Source organism: Streptomyces sp. LaPpAH-108, from assembly GCF_000373625.1.
Taxonomy (GTDB): Bacteria; Actinomycetota; Actinomycetes; order Streptomycetales; family Streptomycetaceae; genus Streptomyces.
In genome coordinates, this window is the sequence record NZ_KB891998.1 from 258,202 (window position 1) to 274,692 (window position 16,491).

17 protein-coding genes are annotated in these 16,491 nt (G+C 71.0%); 4 read left to right on the forward strand and 13 right to left on the reverse strand.

What is annotated here, in order from left to right; all coding sequences use genetic code 11:
• Positions 1-37: 37 nt before the first annotated feature.
• Both B079_RS0127885 and B079_RS0127890 read left to right on the forward strand, forming a co-directional pair.
• Positions 38-958, forward strand: coding sequence for a 5'-3' exonuclease (locus B079_RS0127885; protein WP_037802184.1), 921 nt, complete (start codon positions 38-40; stop codon positions 956-958).
• 133 nt (positions 959-1,091) lie between these two features.
• Positions 1,092-1,940, forward strand: a complete 849-nt coding sequence (locus B079_RS0127890) for a siderophore-interacting protein (protein WP_018549141.1) — start codon at positions 1,092-1,094, stop codon at positions 1,938-1,940.
• Between the two features lie 58 nt (positions 1,941-1,998).
• Here the strand turns inward: B079_RS0127890 and B079_RS0127895 are convergent, their stop codons facing one another.
• Positions 1,999-2,580 (reverse strand): GNAT family N-acetyltransferase, encoded by a 582-nt coding sequence (locus B079_RS0127895; protein WP_018549142.1) that lies wholly within the window; start codon positions 2,578-2,580, stop codon positions 1,999-2,001.
• Positions 2,581-2,657: 77 nt separating this feature from the next.
• Between B079_RS0127895 and B079_RS0127900 the strand changes: the two genes are divergently transcribed.
• Complete coding sequence (locus tag B079_RS0127900; protein WP_026249149.1) at positions 2,658-3,617, forward strand: RluA family pseudouridine synthase; 960 nt, start codon at positions 2,658-2,660, stop codon at positions 3,615-3,617.
• 3 nt (positions 3,618-3,620) lie between these two features.
• On the opposite strand, the gene B079_RS0127905 is transcribed toward B079_RS0127900, so the two are convergent.
• From B079_RS0127905 to B079_RS0127930, 6 genes are all read right to left on the reverse strand, one after another.
• Positions 3,621-5,156, reverse strand: coding sequence for a cytochrome P450 (locus tag B079_RS0127905; RefSeq protein WP_018549144.1), 1,536 nt, complete (start codon positions 5,154-5,156; stop codon positions 3,621-3,623).
• A 47-nt stretch (positions 5,157-5,203) separates the two neighbouring features.
• The gene (locus B079_RS0127910) at positions 5,204-5,836 is read right to left on the reverse strand and encodes a GTP-binding protein (RefSeq protein WP_018549145.1); all 633 of its coding nucleotides are present in this window, start codon (positions 5,834-5,836) and stop codon (positions 5,204-5,206) included.
• Positions 5,817-6,245: a DUF742 domain-containing protein gene (locus tag B079_RS0127915; protein WP_018549146.1), complete on the reverse strand. Its 429-nt coding sequence runs from the start codon at positions 6,243-6,245 to the stop codon at positions 5,817-5,819. The genes B079_RS0127910 and B079_RS0127915 overlap by 20 nt, the downstream gene beginning before the upstream one ends.
• Positions 6,242-6,649, reverse strand: a complete 408-nt coding sequence (locus B079_RS0127920; protein WP_018549147.1) for a roadblock/LC7 domain-containing protein — start codon at positions 6,647-6,649, stop codon at positions 6,242-6,244. The genes B079_RS0127915 and B079_RS0127920 overlap by 4 nt, the downstream gene beginning before the upstream one ends.
• Positions 6,646-8,283, reverse strand: coding sequence for an ATP-binding protein (locus B079_RS0127925; protein ID WP_234016886.1), 1,638 nt, complete (start codon positions 8,281-8,283; stop codon positions 6,646-6,648). Before B079_RS0127925 ends, B079_RS0127920 begins: the two co-directional genes overlap by 4 nt.
• A 322-nt stretch (positions 8,284-8,605) precedes the next feature.
• The gene (locus B079_RS0127930) at positions 8,606-11,461 is read right to left on the reverse strand and encodes a DEAD/DEAH box helicase (RefSeq protein WP_018549149.1); all 2,856 of its coding nucleotides are present in this window, start codon (positions 11,459-11,461) and stop codon (positions 8,606-8,608) included.
• A 194-nt stretch (positions 11,462-11,655) separates the two neighbouring features.
• Between B079_RS0127930 and B079_RS0127935 the strand changes: the two genes are divergently transcribed.
• Positions 11,656-12,153 (forward strand): hypothetical protein, encoded by a 498-nt coding sequence (locus tag B079_RS0127935; protein ID WP_018549150.1) that lies wholly within the window; start codon positions 11,656-11,658, stop codon positions 12,151-12,153.
• An 82-nt stretch (positions 12,154-12,235) separates the two neighbouring features.
• Here B079_RS0127935 and tatC read toward each other — a convergent pair whose 3' ends face one another.
• From tatC to B079_RS0127965, 6 genes are all read right to left on the reverse strand, one after another.
• Entirely contained in the window at positions 12,236-13,189 is a 954-nt protein-coding gene (gene tatC / locus B079_RS0127940) for a twin-arginine translocase subunit TatC (RefSeq protein WP_026249151.1), read from the reverse strand.
• Positions 13,190-13,234: 45 nt separating this feature from the next.
• Positions 13,235-13,516: a Sec-independent protein translocase subunit TatA gene (gene tatA, locus B079_RS0127945; protein ID WP_018549152.1), complete on the reverse strand. Its 282-nt coding sequence runs from the start codon at positions 13,514-13,516 to the stop codon at positions 13,235-13,237.
• A 259-nt stretch (positions 13,517-13,775) separates the two neighbouring features.
• Entirely contained in the window at positions 13,776-13,970 is a 195-nt protein-coding gene (locus B079_RS0127950) for a hypothetical protein (RefSeq protein WP_018549153.1), read from the reverse strand.
• A gap of 42 nt (positions 13,971-14,012) precedes the next feature.
• The gene (locus B079_RS0127955) at positions 14,013-14,273 is read right to left on the reverse strand and encodes a hypothetical protein (protein WP_018549154.1); all 261 of its coding nucleotides are present in this window, start codon (positions 14,271-14,273) and stop codon (positions 14,013-14,015) included.
• A 62-nt stretch (positions 14,274-14,335) separates the two neighbouring features.
• Positions 14,336-15,403, reverse strand: coding sequence for a helix-turn-helix transcriptional regulator (locus B079_RS0127960; RefSeq protein ID WP_026249152.1), 1,068 nt, complete (start codon positions 15,401-15,403; stop codon positions 14,336-14,338).
• A gap of 20 nt (positions 15,404-15,423) precedes the next feature.
• Entirely contained in the window at positions 15,424-16,377 is a 954-nt protein-coding gene (locus tag B079_RS0127965; protein ID WP_018549156.1) for a helix-turn-helix transcriptional regulator, read from the reverse strand.
• Between the last annotated feature and the right edge of the window lie 114 nt (positions 16,378-16,491).

Sequence of the window (16,491 nt, forward strand, 5' to 3'; positions counted from 1 at the left end):
GAGCCGCGTTGTCGGTGCCGTACGGCATGATGCGAGCGTGACCGGACGACTCATGCTCCTCGACACCGCCTCGCTGTACTTCCGCGCCTATTTCGGCGTGCCGGACTCGGTGCGCGCGCCGGACGGCACACCGGTGAACGCGGTGCGCGGACTGCTCGACTTCATCGACCGGCTGGTGAAGGACCACCGCCCCGACCGGCTCGTCGCCTGCATGGACGCCGACTGGCGCCCGGCGTGGCGCGTCGAGCTGATCCCGTCGTACAAGGCGCACCGGGTCGCCGAGGAGCAGCCGTCCGGCCCGGACACCGAGGAGGTGCCGGACACCCTGTCGCCCCAGGTGCCGGTCATCGAGGAGGTGCTGGACGCGCTCGGCATCGCCCGCGTCGGCGTCCCCGGCTACGAGGCCGACGACGTGATCGGCACCTTCACCGCCCGCGCGGACGGCCCGGTCGACATCGTCACCGGCGACCGCGATCTGTACCAGCTGGTGGACGACGCGCGCGGCATCCGCGTGCTGTACCCGATCAAGGGCGTCGGCACCCTCCAGCTCACCGACGAGGCGGTGCTGCGCGAGAAGTACGGCGTCGACGGGCGCGGTTACGCGGACCTGGCCCTGCTGCGCGGCGACCCGAGCGACGGCCTGCCGGGCGTGCCCGGGGTCGGCGAGAAGACGGCCGCCAAGCTGCTCGCCGAGTACGGCGACCTGGCCGGGATCGTCGCGGCGGCCGAGGACCCGGCCTCGCGGCTCACCCCGGCCCAGCGCAGGCGGCTGACCGAGGCGCGCGGCTATCTGGAGGTGGCGCCGAAGGTGGTGCGGGTGGCCGGTGACGTGCCGCTGCCCGCCGTGGACACCGCGCTGCCGCACACACCGCGCGACCCGGCCGCGCTGGAGGCGCTGGCGGCGCGCTGGGGTCTGGGGGGTTCCCTGCAGCGCCTGCTGGGCACGCTCGCCGAGTGACGGCGGAGGGCCGGGGATCCTCCGGACGAATGCCCGGCCCGCCGCTCAGGGCGTGTCCCTCGAAGCTCGGAGCGTGCCTCTTGAATCGGGATGCTAAGTTAGGTAAACCTAACCAAGGCAGCAGGAGGCCGTCATGGCAGAGCGTCCGGGGCGAAGGCCGCGCAAGCTCCATACCGCCCAGGTGGTGCGCACCGAGCGACTGACCCCGCACGTACAGCGCGTCGTGGTCGGCGGTGACGGCCTCGCCGAGTTCTCGGCCGACACCTGCACCGATCACTATGTGAAGCTGCTCTTCGCCCCCGAGCCCGGGATCGTCTACCCCGAGCCCTTCGACCTGGACCAGATCCGCGCCGAACTCCCGCGCGAGCGCTGGCCGGTGACCCGCACCTACACCGTGCGGGACTGGGACGCCGAACAGCGCCTGCTCACCCTGGACTTCGTCATCCACGGCGACGAGGGCGTGGCCGGACCCTGGGCGATCCGGGTACGGCCAGGCGACACCCTGCGCTTCATGGGCCCCGGCGGCGCCTACGCCCCCGACCCCACCGCCGACTGGCATCTCCTCGCCGGGGACGAGAGCGCGCTGCCCGCGATCGCGCGCGCTCTGGAGGCCCTGCCGCCGGGCTCGCGGGCGCACACCTTCGTGGAGGTGTCCGGGCCCGAGGAGGAGCAGAAGATCGACTCCGACGTGGAGGTCGTCTGGCTGCACCGGGGCGAGCGTCCCGTCGGCGAGGCCCTGCTGGAGGCCGTCCTGGCGCTGGAGTTCCCCGAGGGCCGCCCCCATGTCTTCGTGCACGGCGAGGCGTCCTTCGTGAAGGAGCTGCGCCGGATGCTGCGCGTCGAGCGGCAGCTCCCCCGCGAGGACCTGTCGATCTCCGGCTACTGGCGCCTGGGCCACAACGAGGACGGCTGGCAGGCCTCCAAGCCGGAGTGGAACGCCCGCATCGAGGCCGAGCAGGAGGGCGACGGCACCCCCGCCTGAGCCCGGCCGCCCCGCCTGCCGGGGCCGAGCAGCCCGGGTCCGATCAGCCCGGGGCAGGTCAGTGCTGGTGCACGCGCGCGTGCAGATGCATGTCGTGCCAGCCGTCCTGGTGCAGGACACAGTCGCGCCGGGTGCCCTCCAGGTCGTACCCGGCCTTCGTGGCGACCCGGCAGGACGCCTCGTTGGCGGTGGAGTGCATGAGTTCCAGGCGGTGGAAGCCGGTCTCCTCGAACGCCCAGCGGGTGAGCCCTTCCGTGGCCGTCACCGCGACGCCCCGGCCGCGCGAGGCGGCCACCGTCCAGTAGGCGACCTCCGCGCAGGCGTCCTCCAGATGGATCTCGCGCAGCCCGACCCGGCCCACCACCTCGTCCGTGTCCGCGTCCGCCACGGCCCACGTGGCTCTGCTCTCCTCGGCCCAGTCCTGCCGCCAGGTCTCGATCCAGTCCCTCGCCTCGTCCTCGGACTCGGTGAACCTGCCGTGCCACTGGCGCTGCACCGGGTCCTGGAAGGCGGCGTGCACCACCGGGGCGTCCGCCGCGTGCCAGGGCCGCAGGAGCAGGCCGTCACCGGCCGGGATCACGGGCTGGGCGCGACGCGCGAGGGCTCCGGCGGGCAGCACCGGGGGTACGAGAATCGGCATGCGGGGCATCCTGCCAACGCCCTGACCCGGGCGCACCGGAATTTCGGCGAGCGTCCGCCGCCGTACCCTTGGACCCGATGAGACGCCGTACCCCGCCCCCGCCCGCCCCGCTCCCCCAGCGCGAGGGCATCGACCCGGTGCGGGTGCGGCTGCCGGCCGAGGGGGCCTGGGCCACGGTGCGGGAGCATCTGGTGGAGCGGCTGACGGGCGCCGGGCCCGGGACCATCGCCGCGATGTTCGAGGCCGGGCTGATCGTGGGGGCCGACGGCCGCCCGGTGCCGCCGGACGCGCCGTACGAGCCGGGGATGTACGTGTGGTTCCACCGCGAGCATCCCCCGGAAGTGCCGGTGCCGTTCGCGGTGGAGGTGGTCCACCGGGACGCGCACATCGTGGTCGCCGACAAGCCGCACTTCCTCGCCACCACCCCGCGCGGCAGCCATGTCACCGAGACCGTCCTCGCCCGGCTCCGCCGCGACCTCGCCCTGCCCGAGCTGAGCGCCGCGCACCGCCTGGACCGGCTCACCGCCGGACTGGTGCTGTTCACGGTGCGGCCCGGGGAACGGGGCGCCTACCAGACGCTGTTCCGCGACCGCCTGGTGCGCAAGGAGTACGAGGCGATCGCACCGTACGATCCCCGGCTCGCCCTGCCCCGGACCGTCCGCAGCCGGATCGTGAAGGAGCGCGGCACGCTGGCCGCGTTCGAGGTGCCGGGCGAGCCGAACGCCGAGACGCTGGTGGAGTGCGCCGCACACCGGGAGCGGGACGGTCTCGCCCGGTACCGGCTGGTGCCGCGCACCGGGCAGACCCATCAGCTGCGGGTGCATCTGAACGCCCTCGGCATCCCCATCCTCGGCGACCCGCTCTACCCGGAGGTGGCCGCCCCCGAGCCACCCGGTGTCTTCCGGCGCCCGCTGCAACTGCTGGCGCGCGAGCTGGAGTTCACCGACCCGGTGACGGGGGCGCGGCACGCGTTCACCAGCGCACGCACGCTCCAGGCGTGGTCCTCCCCGGCCGCATGGGCCGCCGGGGAGGACTGACCCTCACTCGCCGACCCACCAGCGCATCAGCCGCCGCCAGACACTCTCCCGGCCGGACTCCCCGCCGGAGACGGCCGCGCCGACCGGCTCGGGCATCCGCGCGGACTCCCACTCCCGCACGCGCACCGGCTCGGCCTCGGGCCGCACCGGCTCCTGGCGCGGTTCCGGCACCGGGGCCGCCGCCCGCGCCGGAGCCGTGACCTGCCACTGTTCGCGCGGGCGCGGGATCGGCGACTGACTCGGCGGCAGGGAGACGTCCTGCTGGAGCTTGGGCTCGAACCGCACCGGCAGCGAGACCAGATGCCGGGAGGCGATGGACGAGCGCCAGCGCAGCTCGTCCTCCGGGCAGTCCAGGCGGATGTCCGGCAGCCGGGTCAGCAGGGCGTCCACCCCCACGTCCGCGATCGCCCGCCCGATGTCCTGTCCCGGGCACTCGTGCGGGCCGCCGCCGAAGGCCAGATGGGAGCGGTTGCCCTTCATCTGCGCGCGGGGATCGGACCGTACCCGGGGGTCGACGTTGCCGGGCGCGGGCGCGAACAGCAGCCCGTCGCCCCGGCGGATGCGCTGGCCGCCCAGCTCGGTGTCCTGCTTGGCGTAGTAGCCGAGGACGGTGGAGAACGGCGGCTCGTCCCACAGGGACTGCTCGATGGCCTCCGGCACCGTCATCTGGCCGCCGTTGAGCCGGGCGCGGAATCCTGGCTCGGTGAGCACCATGCGCAGGGCGTTGGCGAGCAGGTTGGCGGTGGCCTCGTAGGCGGCGAAGAGGACGAGCCGCAGATGTTCGCGGACCTCGTCGTCGCTCAGGCCCGCCTCGTGGGTGACGAGGTGGCTGGTGAAGTCGTTCTCGGGGCGGGCGCGGCGGCGCAGCGCGAGCCGGCTCAGCGCCTCCATGACGTAGGTGTGGCTCTGGATGGCGGTCTCGGTGCCCTTGAGCGCGTCACGGGCGGCCTGCACCATGCGGTCGTTGTACTCCTCGGGCATCCCGAGGATCGCGCACAGCGTGGCCATCGGCAGATGCTCGGCGAACTGCGGGACGAGGTCGGCATGACCGCGCTCGCAGAAGGCGTTGACCAGGCCCTGGGTGTAGCGGCCGATGGTGCGGCGCATCTCGCGGTGGTCGATGGTGGCCATCGCGGAGGTGACCGCGTCGCGCAGCCGCTGGTGCTCGTCGCCCTCGGCGTGCGAGCAGATGGGCTGCCAGGCGATGTGCGGCATCAGCGGGTGGTCGGGCTTGACCTGGCCGTCGAGCAGCGGGGTCCAGATGCGGCTGTCGCGGGTGTACTGCGAGGGGCTGCGCACCATCTGAAGGTTCTCGGCGTGGCCGAGGACGACCCACATCGGCACGTCCTCGTGCAGAAGGGCGGGGGCCACGGGGCCGTACCGCTCGCGCAGGCACTCGTACAGCTCGTCCAGGTCCCCGGCGCCGGGGCCGTGGAGCCGGTGCAGGGCGCCGGGGCCGAGGCCGTGCGCGGGGCAGCCGGGCGGCGGCCCGGCGGTGGGGTCATGGGTGCCCGTCGGGGGGTGGGATTCAGGCGTCACAGTGTCGCTCCGGGACGGATGGGATGCGGGTCGGTGGGACACGCGGGTCAGGCGAGGGCTCCGGAGAGCGCGAGCGAGTGCAGGAACCGCATGAGGGTCAGCAGCACGTCCTTGCTGGAGGCCCGCCGTCGTACGTCGCACTCGACGATCGGGATGTCCTCGGCCAGGTCGAGCGCGGTGCGCAGTTCCTCGACGGGGTGCCGGGGCGCGTCCGGGAAGGAGTTGACGGCAACGATGAAGGGCACGCCGCGCTCCTCCAGGCGCCCCATGACGTCGAAGCTGACCTCCAGGCGCCGGGTGTCCACCAGGACCACCGCGCCGAGGGCGCCCTCGAACAGCCGGTTCCACAGGAACCAGAAGCGCTCCTGGCCGGGGGTGCCGAAGAGGTAGAGCACCAGTTTCTCGGTGATGCCGATGCGGCCGAAGTCCATGGCCACGGTGGTGGCCGTCTTGGTGTCGGAGCCGTAGTTGTCGTCCACGCCGATACCGGCCTGGGTCATGGTCTCCTCGGTGGTCAGCGGCCGGATGTCGCTGACCGAGCCGACCATGGTGGTCTTGCCGACCCCGAAGCCGCCCACGATCACGATCTTCACGGCGGCCTGCGCCGTGTGCGGGAGCCGGTCCTCGGTGCGCGGGCCGGGGATCGGGGCGCTCCGGGTGTCAGAGCCGTTGAAGTCCATGCATCACCGCTTCGAGGATGGATCGGTCGGGCCTCGCCTGCCGCACGATCGGGGCGCGCACCTGCACCAGTTCGGCCGTGATCAGCTCGGTGATCAGTACGGTCATCGCGCTGAACGGCAGTTTCAGATAGGCCGACAGTTCGGCCACGGACAGGGGGTTGCCGCAGAGCCGGAGCACGGCCGCCTGCTCGGGGGTGCCGGAGCGCGGCGGGGCGGAACGCGCCACGACCAGGGTGACCAGGTCGAGGTGCATCCGTCCGCCGTCGCTGAGCCCGGTCAGGGCGTACAGCCGCTCCGGGTTGCCGGGCCCCTCCTCGCCCTCCGCCGGTGCGGCGGGCGAGGGCGCGGGGACGGGCGGCGGCGAGGGCGGTTCCTTCGGTGCCCGCCGGGTGCGTCGCGGTGGAGTCATACGGTCTGCCCGTTCCGCCGGGGCGGACTGGTGAGATGGGCGCCGATCCGGACGACGAGGTCGCGCATCATGCCGCTCATCCGGCCCGGTTCGCACACCACGTCGGCGAGCACCGCGAGATAGGCGTTGTCGCCCGCGGCCATCAGATAGAAGTAGCCGCCGTCGATCTCGATGACGACGAGCTTCATCTCCCCGCTGCTGCCCGGCAGTTCCTGGGCGACGGCACCGGCGAGGCTCTGAACTCCCGCGCAGGCGGCGGCCATCCGGTCGGCCGCGTCGGGGTCGCCGCCGTAGCGGGCGATGCGCAGTCCGTCCGCGGAGAGGACCACGATCATCTCGATGCCCGGCACACCGTCGTGCAGCTGCTTGAGCATCCAGTCGAAGTTCGCACGCTGCTGGATCACTTGAGGTCCCCCTCGTCGCCGGCTTCCGTGTCGGCCGAGTCGTTGATCAGGTGCAGATAGGCGGTCGGGTTCCGCGTGAAGTCGGTCGGGTGCACGCCCGGGTTGTCCTTCTTCAGCCCCTCCCAGAAGGCGTCGACCCACAGGCCGGGCTCCCGGTCGAGCAGCTTCTGCCGTTCGGGGTCGATCTCGGGTTCGGGCTCCTGCCGGGTCTGGGACCAGATGGTGGGCCTGCCCTCGGCCTCGGCGCGCTCGATGGCCTCCTGCTCGGCGTACCGCTGGGCGAGCGGGGTCTTCACCCGGCTGCGGCGCTGCGGCAGCCCGCCCGCCGTCCACTCGGTGACCTCGGGGACGTCGTCCTCCAGCGAGACACCGGCGGGGATGCGGGGGCTGGTGGGGCGGCGCTTCTTGGGCGGGCGCTTGGGCCCTTCCAGGGCGCCGAGTTCGGGCATGGGTACGGCGGTGGCGCCGATGCCATGGGCGACGCCCACACCGGGTTCGGTGGTGGTCATGTTGCGCGGCACCATGAGGATGGCGCGGACCCCGCCGTACGCGGAGGCGCGCAGCGAGACGTCCATGTCGAACGAGGTGCACAGCCGGCCGACGACCGCGAGGCCGAGCCGGGGGTTCTCACCGAGGGAGTCGGCGTCGTCCGCGTGCTTGGCGTCGTCGATCATCTTCTCGATGCGGGCCCGGGACTCCTCGCTGAGGCTGACGCCCGCGTCCTCGATCTCGATGACGACACCGCTCTGCACCTCGACGGCGGTGACGTGCACCTTGGCCGTGGGCGGCGAGTAGCGCGTGGCGTTGTCGAGGAGTTCGGCGGCTGCGTGGATGATCGGCTCGACCGAGGTGCCCTTGATGTTGATATTGACGATCGAACTCAGGTTGATGCGCGGGAACTCCAGGATGCGGGACATCGCACCGCGCAGCACGCTGTACAGCGACACGGGCTTGGGCCACTGGCGTCCTGGCCGCCCGCCGCCGATGACGGAGATGGTGTCGGCGAGACGGCCGATCAGCGCGGTGCCGTGGTCGATGCGCAGCAGGTCGTCGAAGACCTCGGGGCTGCGGCCGTGGTCCTCCTCCATCTCCCGCAGTTCCTTGGCCTGTTGGTGCACGATGGCCTGGACGCGGCGGGCGATGGTGACGAACGCGCGCTCGGAGGCGTCACGCATCGAGATCTCGCGGTCCACCGCGCGCAGCGCCGCGTAGAGCAGATCGCGCTGCGAGCGCGGCATGTTGCGCAGGTCGGGGTCGTTGTCGACGACCTTGGGCAGCACTTCCCGGAGCAGATCGCCGCCGCGCAGCCGGTAGACCGCCGTGGGCAGCACATCGGTGGTCAGCCGGTCGAGCTGTGCGTCATGGGCGGCGACGCGCTGCTCCAAGTAAGCGGTGTGCCGGGCGTGTTCGGCCCGCACCGCCCGCAACTCCCGCCCGCGCCGCACGGCTTCACCGGCCGTGACGAGCACCAGCAGCGTGGCCACGGCCCCGCAGCAGGCGACGGCGATCCGGGCGGCGGCCGGCGTCAGGGCGACGGCGGCGGCGGTCACGGCGATCATCAGCAGACCGGGGGGCAACAACACGCGTGCGTAAGGACGTTCACGGACACCGGGAGGTTTCTGAACACTCACCATGGATGCCTTCTGGGGCGAATCGTATGTTTGGGTACAGGCACCCGAATTCATCTCAACCGGGTGCGCCGCGGGCGAGCTTAGTCCGACCGGATCATCGCGGTGTCATATTCGGCAAGCACCTGAAATCGCCCCGGTACCGGGAGTAACCTCAACCCCATTTGCACGCAGGGAAGTTATTCGAACACAGTAAGTAGCGAGCTGTGGACGTGCGAAAGGCCAACCGCCACATCTCAAGACAGAGAAGGACAGTTGGCCTTTCTTCTTCAGGGGCGCGGGGAACTGCGCGACAAGCCACAACGGGCCCGCACCCGCCGGACGACAGCTACCCCACAGACGAGTAGGCCACCACACCCCGCAGCAACTGATCCACTGCCTTACGCGCGTTCTTGGCCACAGTCGACCCCTCCTTCGCAGGCGCCGCCGCAGAGATCTGCCCAAGAACGTCGATCACCTGCTTGGTCCACCGAACGAAGTCCCCCGCCGGCATCTCCGCCTCCCGCAGCACCTCGTCCAGCCCCTTCCCCGAGGCCCACTCATGAGCGACCCAGGCGAAGCCGAGATCCGGCTCCCGCTGCCCCACCCCCTCGGTCTGGCTGATCCGGAAGTCCTCTTCGAGCGCGTCGAGCCGCCCCCAGATCCGCACCATCTCCCCGAGCGCCGCCTTCGCCTTGCCCGCAGGCAGCTTGGGCGCCATCGCATCGTCCGCGACACGCGACTCGTACACCAACGCCGAGACGCACGCGGCGAGTTCGGCGGGGCTCAGCCCCTCCCAGACGCCCTCGCGCAGACACTCGCTGGCGAGCAGGTCGAGTTCGCCGTAGAGCCGGGCGAGCCGCCGCCCGTGCTCGGTGACCTCGTCGCCGCGCAGATAGTCCAGCTCGGTCAGCAGCGCCACGATGCGGTCGAAGGTCCGCGCGATGGTGTTCGTACGGCCCTCGATGCGCCGCTCCAGCTGCGAGGTGTCGCGCTGCAGCCGGTGGTAGCGCTCGGCCCAGCGGGCGTGGTCCTCGCGGTCGTCGCAGCCGTGGCAGGGGTGGGCGCGGATCGCGGTGCGCAGCCGGGCGATCTCGCGGTCGTCGGCGGCCTGCGCGCGCTTCTTGCGGGCGCGCTCGGGCGGGATGTGACCGGCCTTGGCACGCAGCGCGGAGGCGAGGTCCCGACGGGACTGCGGGGAGCGGGCGTTGAAGGTCTTGGGGATGCGCATCCGGTCCAGCGCCTCCACCGGGACGGGGAAGTCGATGGACGCCAGCCGCTTGACCTGCCGTTCGGCGGTGAGCACCAGCGGGCGGGGCCCGTCGTGGTGGTCGAAGCCGCGATGGCCGCCGGTGCGCCCGGCGGGCAGGCCGGGGTCGAGGACCAGGGCGAGGCCCGCGTACTTGCCGGTGGGCACGTGGATGATGTCGCCCGGCTTCAGCTTCTCCAGCGCGACGGCGGCCTCGGCGCGCCGCTGGCTGGCGCCCTGCCGGGCCAGCTCGGTCTCCCGGTCCTTCAGCTCGCGGCGCAGTCGCGCGTACTCGTCGAAGTCGCCGAGGTGGCAGGTCATGGACTCCTTGTAGCCCTCAAGACCCTCCTCGTTGCGCTGCACCTGCCGGGAGATCCCGACGACCGACTTGTCGGCCTGGAACTGCGCGAACGACGTCTCCAGGAGCTCGCGCGAGCGGTGCCGCCCGAACTGCTCGACCAGGTTGACCGCCATGTTGTACGACGGCTTGAAGCTGGAGCGCAGCGGATAGGTGCGGGTGCCCGCGAGCCCGGCCAGGTGCTCGGGGCTCATCCCCCGCTGCCACAGCACCACGGCATGGCCCTCGACGTCGATGCCGCGCCGCCCCGCACGCCCGGTGAGCTGGGTGTACTCGCCCGGGGTGATGTCGGCGTGCTGCTCGCCGTTCCACTTGACGAGCTTTTCCAGCACCACCGAGCGGGCGGGCATGTTGATGCCGAGCGCCAGGGTCTCGGTGGCGAACACGGCCTTGACCAGGCCGCGCACGAACAGCTCCTCCACGACCTCCTTGAAGGTCGGCAGCATGCCCGCGTGGTGGGCGGCGATGCCCCGCTCCAGGCCCTCCAGCCACTCGTAGTAGCCGAGGACGTGCAGGTCCTCCGGCGGGATGTTGGCGGTGCGCTCCTCGACCAGGGCGCGGACCTGTTCCCGCTCCTCCTCGTCGTTGAGCCGGAGCCCCGCGTACAGGCACTGCTGGACGGCGGCCTCGCAGGCCGCGCGGCTGAAGATGAAGGTGATCGCGGGCAGCAGACCCTCGGCGTCCAGGCGCTCGATGACCTCGGGACGGCTCGGCGTCCACACCCGCGAGCGCTGCCTGCGCTCGCGCTCCCGGTCGGCCTCGCGCATGGCACGGCCGCGCCTGCGGTCCTGGTACGAGGGCCGGGTGGCCTCCATGCGGGCGAGCCGGGCGAGGTCGGGGTTGACGGCCTTCTTGTGGCCCTCGCCCTCCTCGAACAGGTCGTACATCCGCCGCCCGGCCAGCACGTGCTGGAACAGCGGCACGGGCCGGTGCTCGGAGACGATCACCTCGGTGTCGCCGCGCACGGTGTCCAGCCAGTCGCCGAACTCCTCGGCGTTGGACACGGTGGCCGACAGCGAGACCAGCGTCACCGACTCGGGCAGATGGATGATCACCTCTTCCCAGACGGCGCCCCGGAAGCGGTCGGAGAGGTAGTGCACCTCGTCCATGACCACATAGCCGAGGCCGAGGAGGGTCTGGGAACCGGCGTACAGCATGTTCCGCAGCACCTCGGTCGTCATGACGACGATCGGGGCGTCGGAGTTGACGCTGTTGTCACCGGTGAGGAGGCCGACCTTGTCCGCGCCGTAGCGGCGGCACAGGTCGGCGTACTTCTGGTTCGACAGCGCCTTGATGGGGGTCGTGTAGAAGCACTTCTTGCCCTGCTCCAGGGCGAGGTGGACGGCGAACTCGCCCACGATCGTCTTGCCGGAGCCGGTGGGGGCGGCCACCAGCACGCCCTTGCCGCCCTCCAGCGCCTGACAGGCTTCCACCTGGAAGTCGTCGAGGCCGAAGTCGTACATCTCGCGGAAGCCCGCGAGCGCGGTGGCCTGCTCGGCTGCCCGTACCCGGGACGCCGCGTACCGCTCGGCCGGTGAGAGGTCCTCTGTCATCGTGCTTTCGAGCGTACCGGGCCACACCGACAACAGGACGATCATTACCGGTGCCGATCTCCGATCGGAGCAAGGCTTGAACACCTTCGACGGGCCAGATCCGACACGACCTCACCCCATCGCCAACCAACGACCACATGGTTGACACTTAACGGAAAGCTGTAAGACGATCACGAGGAGCGATTTTACGTTCAGTTCCACTAGCCGTGGGTGACCACGCGAACACGAAAAGAGTAAAAGTGAAGCGCATCACGCGCCTGGCAAGCTCCGCCGCCGCCGTGGTTATCGCTGCTGCGGGGGCGGTCGCTCTGACTCCCACATCGGCCCTGGCAGCTGCGGCCACCTCCTGCAGCAGCCAGCAGCACAAGGAGTTCGACACCATTGGCGTCAACCTCGACCTTTACGTGACGCTGTGCGTGCACCGCAGCTCTGACAATTACTACAACGCTTATGCCGACATCTCCTGGCAGGACGGCGGCGGCGGCCTGAGCACAGGCATGGAGGACTTGGTCCTGAACCTGCGCTTGGAGAGAAACGACGCCGACTACCAGAACGAGAACATCGACATCGCGGGCACGGTCAACTACAAGGAGTCGGGCAGCGCCCGGATCACTGGCCACAGCTATTACAGCACCACCACCGGAGGCTGGACTGCGGACGGCCACGTCGCCTGGGACATCCAGAACGATGGAGCGGGGGGCGGCACCTGGTCGCTGACGGGCTCGCCCAAGATCTGATGTCCCATGCAGAAGTGGGTGCGACCTATGAGGTCGCACCCACTTCTGCACTCTCAGTCGGAATGGCCAAGCTGACGCGACGCTACGTGACGTCCTCGTAGCTGGCACCGTCGTGTGGGGTGGAATCCCTCGACTCCGGCGAACGACGCGGGGCAGACACAACCTCGGCCCCGCCGATGTCCTCGGGAGTGAGGTCGAGGTCGGATGCTTCGTCGTCGGCAAGACCCTCGGCCTCGCGGCGGGCCCGACGCCGGTCATTGAGCAAGGCCACACCCGTGGCGACGAAGTACAGCAAGCAGATCGGCCCTGCCAGCGCCAGCATGGAGACAGGGTCGGTACTGGGCGTGGCGATCGCGGCGAAGAGGGTGATGCCCAGCACCATCGCTCGCCACCAGCCTGCCATCCGGCGTCCTGAGAGAAGACCGCCGAAGTTCAGCATGACCAGCAGGAGGGGAAGCTCGAAGGACAGCCCGAAGACAACGATCATCCGCATGATGAGCTGCAAGAGATCATCAAGAGGCAACTGGTTGTCGCTGCCGATGATCGAGAACTCCAGCATGACCGACGCCATCTTGGGCAGCGTCCAGTAAGCAAAATAAGCGCCAGTGGCGAAGAGAGGGAAGCCTGCCGCGACGAAGCCGAGCGCGTACCTCTTCTCGTTCTTGTGCAAGCCGGGCGCAATGAAAGCCCAGAGCTGATAGAGCCACACGGGCGCCGCCAGCACTATGCCGGCCGACATCGACACGGTCAGTGCAAGCGTGAACGGACTGAGCAGGCCGTTCTGAACGATGCGCGCACACTGCTTGCTGTCAGGATTCCGCGCGAGCTCGGTGAAGCTGTACTTGCACCCGACGGCGTCAAGAATCGGGTTCGTGAAGAACTCCATGATGTCTCTGTAGAAGTAAGCCGAGACGATCATCCCGATGATGATCGCCAGCAGGCTCTTCACAAGCCGGTTGCGGAGTTCACGAAGATGATCCACAAGAGGCATCCGCCCCTCGGGGTCTCTCTCCTTCTTGCGGGCAGACTGAAGCAACCCACGTCCTCATCTCGTGCGGCAGGCCGGAGGTCCGGCCGCGGGTCAGCGCTGGGTGGTGTCCGTCGGCTCGTTGACCGGGCGCGAGCTGTTCACGTCGCCGGGGGCGGCCTGGATGGTGCGCTGCGCAGGGGGCTGCTCGCCGTTGGGCGGACCGGCCGGAGCGGAGCTGTTGCCGTCTTCCTTCATCGCCTTGGCCTCGCTCTTGAGGATGCGCGCGGACTTGCCCAGCGAACGGGCCATGTCCGGAAGCTTCTTCGCACCGAACAACAGGACGATGACGACGAGGATGAGAATGATCTCGGGGGCGCCGAGCCTTCCGAACATAAGTCTTTACCTTCTCACCGAGGCGGCTGGGTGGGGGCTGTCCGACCAGTCGGGCAGGCGTCCGAGCGATCGTGGTCGCAGCGATCGTAACGCTCGGGGGTAAACGCCGAGCAATCCCCGTACGTCGTCCCGCTCCACGGCGCGGGCCTCGTTCTCCACACCGCGACCAGCAGCGTACCTGCCTGCCTCGCTCGTATGACAGGGCGGCGGCCCCCTCGCGTCGCCGTCCAAGGCCGCCGTGAGGCAAGCATGGCGGACGTCACAGCGTGTCGGCGGCCCGTGCCGCGCTCACCGCGGCCCGCTCCAGGTCCTCCGCCGCCCGGCCGATGCGGTCGGCCGACCGTGCGACCTGCTCCCCGAGGCCGCGCGCCGCCAGGAACACCCGGACGGCGAGCACCCCCAGGACGAGAAGACCCAGGAAACCCATGGCTACCGCGAACATCGGCCAGAACATGCCGAAGAGCCTAGACGGTCCCCGAGGCCCGGCAGGTCATGGTCACGCGGTGGAGTGCAGCCGCAGGGTGCGCACCCCGCCGCCGGTCAGCAGCTCCACGATCCGCTCCCCGGCCGGTTTGCGGACCGCCGCCCCGCAGCCGGGGCAGGTGAAGGCGTAGAAGGTGGTGCGGCTGGAGGCTCCGATGGCCAGGCGCAGCGCGCTCGCGGCGAGTTCGAAGCGGCCCCGGCAGTCCGGGCAGCCCGCCTTGAACACCACCGGCACCACGCGCCGCATCCCGGCGAAGGCGGCACCGACCGTCATCCCCCGGACCCCCGTCCCCCGGCCACCGCCCGCTGTCCGGGCGTCGGACACCGAAACCTCGCTCACAGCCCGCGCTCCCCCCGCTCGTACGTCCCGTCCGCGCCGCCGGACACCCCCTCGGCCGCGCCGTCGGCGCTGTCGTGGGCGTCGTAGGTCTCGTATGCCGCCAGCGCCTCGCGGGCCGCCCGGCGGGCGCTGTCGGCCAGTTCGGGCGGCGAGACGATCCGGCCGTCGCGGCCGAGCCGCAGGGCGAGCCGCCTGAGCGAGGCCGGATCGGGGGTGCGCAGAGTGATACGCAGCCCGCCGTCGGGAAGCTCATCGGCGCTGTCGTGCGGGTAGTACTCGGCGACCCAGCGTCCGCCCGGGCCGACCTCGACCACGACCTCGGGGTCCTCGGCGGCGGGCTGCACCAGGGCCTCGGAGAGGTCGCGGGGTGCTATCTCGGGCGGCGCGGACGGCTCGTCCAGGATGCGGATCTCGGCCACCCGGTCGAGCCGGAAGGTGCGACGCGCCTCCGAGCGGCGGCACCAGGCTTCGACATAGGTGTGTCCGACGCTGACCAGCCGGATGGGGTCGATCTCCCGCTCGGTCAGTTCGTCGCGGGCCGGGGAGTAGTAGCGGATCCACAGCCGACGCCGCTCGGAGATGGCCCGGTCGACGTCGGCGAAGACGCCGCCCTCGGACTCGAAGGTCACCGACAGGCGCGAGCTGGCCCCGGCCGCCTCGCCCGCCGAGGTCTCCACCTTGGCGGTGGCGCGCAGCAGGGCCTGGCGGTCGCTCTCGCGCAGGCCGGGCAGGGTGGCCACCGCGCGGGCGGCCACCAGGAGCGCGGTCGCCTCGTCGGCGGCCAGCCGCAGCGGTTCGGCGGCGTCGGCGCCCAGGGCGGCGGGGTTGTGCCACCAGATGCGCTCGCCGTCGGTGTCGATGTCCAGGAGGTCGCCGCCCCGGAAGCTGGTGCCGCACATGGGCAGCACGTCGAGGTCGGAGACCAGTTCGTCCTCGGTGATACCGAAGGCGCGCGCCACGTCCGCGATCCGGGCGCCGGGGCGCTCGCGCAGATAGGTCACCAGGGACAGCATCCGCCGTGTCTGGTCGATGGCGTTGGCGGGCCTGACTGCTTTTCCTGCCATGGTTGTGCTCCGCTCCCCCATCAGCCCTTGGCCACGGCACGCAGCCGGTCCACCACGTCCGCGCGCAGCTCGGCCGGTTCAAGCACCACCACGTCGGGCCCGAACTCCACCAGCCAGGCGTCGAGGCCGTGCCCGTACGGAATCTCCAGCTCGTCCCAGCCGTCGCCGAGGTCGCGGACCTTGACGGCCTTCGCGCGCAGCGGGTACCCGGCACCCGAGCGCAGCCGGATCAGCGCGGAGCGGTCGGCGCTCTCGCCCGCCCACCCGGCCACGGTCTCGCGCACGGTGACGACGTCGGGCACCGGCGCGGTGAGGCCGGTGCCGCGCGCGCGGACCTTGCCGGTGATCCGGGAGAGCCGGAAGACGCGCTCGGCGCCCCGGTCGCGGTCGTAGCCCGCGAGGTACCAGTGGCCGCGCCAGCACTCCAGGGCCCACGGCTCGACGTGCCGGGGCTCGGGGTGGGCGGCGGAGGCCTTGCGGTAGTCGAAGAGCACCGGGCGGCGGTCGCGGCAGGCCAGCATCAGCGGCTCGAAGGCGGCCTCGTGCACCGGGATGCGCGGCTCCAGGGCGCTGTGCGCGCCGTAGGGGTCCACATCCTCGGGGAGTCCGGCCGCGCGCAGCTTCTGCAGCGCGCCGCTGGCGGCACCGGCGAGCCGGGCCTGCTGCCAGACCTTGGCGGCCAGACCGAGGGCGGCGGCCTCCTCGGCGTCCAGGGTGATGGGCGGCAGCCGGTTGCTGTCACCGCGGGCGTGATAGCCGACCTCGCCCTCGATGTTCTCGACGGTCTCGATGACGAGCCCCAGCTCGCGCAGATCGTCCTTGTCCCGCTCGAACATGCGGTTGAACGCGTCGTCCGAGCCCGCTTCCAGGTACGCCTCGATGGACTCGCGCAGCTCGCGCTTGCTGAGCGGTCGCCGTGTGCCGAGCAGACACAGCGCTAGGTTCATCAGCCGCTCGGCCTTGGCAATGGCCATCGACGCCCTTCGCCTCCTCTGGTGCTTCCGATCGTCGACCGTACCGCTCCGCGGTGGCGCGGCAAAAGCCAGAACAAAGAAGAAGGGCCATTACGGACAGCACAGGTCATAAAA